The sequence below is a fragment of the Nocardiopsis lucentensis DSM 44048 genome (genome assembly GCF_000341125.1).
Taxonomy (GTDB): Bacteria; Actinomycetota; Actinomycetes; order Streptosporangiales; family Streptosporangiaceae; genus Nocardiopsis; species Nocardiopsis lucentensis.
Map to the genome: position 1 here is coordinate 6,883 of NZ_ANBC01000596.1, position 1,983 is coordinate 8,865.

At 73.2% G+C, this 1,983-nt stretch carries 1 protein-coding gene and 1 pseudogene (1 of these 2 only partly in view); one reads left to right on the plus strand and one right to left on the minus strand.

The features are described 5' to 3' along the window. Nucleotides 1-396, plus strand: a pseudogene (locus tag D471_RS35415) (NADAR family protein) (it extends 152 nt beyond the left edge of the window). A 17-nt stretch (nucleotides 397-413) separates the two neighbouring features. Here D471_RS35415 and D471_RS35420 read toward each other — a convergent pair. Then, the coding region (locus D471_RS35420) for a substrate-binding domain-containing protein (protein ID WP_017600479.1) at nucleotides 414-1,983 on the minus strand (1,570 nt) is incomplete at its 5' end.

Below are 1,983 nucleotides of genomic sequence, written 5' to 3' on the forward strand. Positions count from 1 at the left end.
ACGGCCGAGCACTACATGATGGCGGGCAAGGCACGGCTGTTTCGCGATGAGGAGGCGGCAGAGCGGATCGTCGCGGTGGACCACCCCGGGGAGGCCAAGAGGCTCGGCCGGCAGGTCCGGGGCTTCGACCAGGCGGCCTGGGAGGAGGCGCGGTTCGGGATCGTGGTGGACGGCAACGTCGCCAAGTTCGGACAGAACCCGGACCTGCGGGCGTTCCTGCTCGGCACCGGCGAACGGGTCCTGGTGGAGGCCAGCCCCCGGGACCGGGTGTGGGGGATCGGTCTGGGGGCCCGGAACGAGGACGCCGAGCGGCCCGACCGCTGGCGCGGACTCAACCTCCTGGGCTTCGCGCTGATGGAGGCCCGGGCGCGGCTGGCGGCCGGTGAGGGGAGCTGACCCCCTCCCCGACTCCGTCAGGCGCTACCGATCCTGGCGACGGACGTCATCGCCGCCTCTCCGAGCGAGGGGCCGAGCGGAGTGTAGCCCCCGTCCTCGACCGCCTCCGCCCCGTCCTCGGAGAGGGCGTAGGTCCAAAAGTCCCGCAACGCGGTGGCGGTGCTCTCGTCGTATCCGCACTCGAAGGCGAACACGTGGACGATCCGCATGATCGGGTAGGCCTCGCCCTCCGCCTCAGGCAGGGTGGCGACTCCGTCATCGCCCAGCACCAGCCGCTCCGCGGCCGCCGCCGCGCCGTCGGAGTCCGGGAAGACGACGTTGCCGGAGTCGTTGTAGAGGGGCAAGGTCACCAGATAGTTCCGAACGGCGTAGGAGCCGTTGACGAACCCGATCGTGCCCGGCGCGTCCATGAGCGCCCGGTGCACGCCCTCGTCCCCCGCGCCGACCACGGCGACGTCACCCCACTCGTCGGTGGTCCACCGGGCGTTCCGCGACGCCAGGTACTGGCTGAAGACCCGCGCGGTGGAGGCCCCGTCGTCGTGGCGTACCGGGACGATCTCCAGGTCCGGCCGCCATGGAACGTTCGACTCCTGGTCGGCGTCGGTCACCGGGATCTCCCGGTAGTTGGTGTAGGCGCCGAGGTAGATGTCCCCGAGCACGGACGGGGTGAACGCCATGCCCTCCATGTTCTCGCTTCCACCCACCACGGCCACGGCGCCGGTCACCACGGGGAACTGCACCACCGGGCAGCCCCGGCCGTCCTCGGCATCCTCGACCTGCTCCGGTGTGAGCCCGGCCTCCGACACGCCGAAGTCGACCTCGCCCGCGATGAACCGGAACGCACCGGCCCCCGAACCGGAGGGCTCGTAGGTCATCGTCACGCCCGACTGCCGCTCCGTGCGGTAACCATCGGACCACAGGTCGGTCGCCATGCCGAGGAAGCTGGCCCCGGCACCGGTGAACTCCCCTTCCAGGGTGTCGACGTCGGCCAGGGCCACCGGTCCGGTCGGCTGGTCGGATCCGCCGCCCTCCCGCCCGTCGGATCCGCCCTCGGCTGCGAGGCGGTCGGCGGCGTACAGCCCGAACGCGCCGAGGACCGCGAGCGACAGGGCTCCCGCGCCCAGGGCCAGGGGGAGTTTCCAGCGGCGGGGACTCGGTCCGTCCCCGCCCAGCGGGAGCCGCGGGTCCGGGGGCGGCACCGGCGGAGGCGTCGCCGCGTACGGAGCCGGTGGGGGCGTCGCGTCCGCGAAGGGCCGCGCCGGTGGGGTGGGCGCGTCGAACGGCTGCGGGGCGGGGGTCGGCACGGTCCCCGCGGACACCGCTTCCGCGTCCCCGGTATCCGGCTCCCAGTGGGCGCGGATGAGCCCGGCCACGATGGTCGTGTCGTCGTCCCCGAGTCCGTCCGGGACCGGACCGGCGACGCGGTGCACGAGCTCCGCCGCCCGGGGTCTGCGCTCGGGGTCCTTGTCCAGGGACTGGACGACCGGTTCCGCGAGCTCCTCGGGAAGCCCGTCCAGATCCGGTTCCTCGCTGAGGATGCGGTACATGAGCGTCTCCGCCCCGCCGTTGCCGAACGGCGGGGGCCCC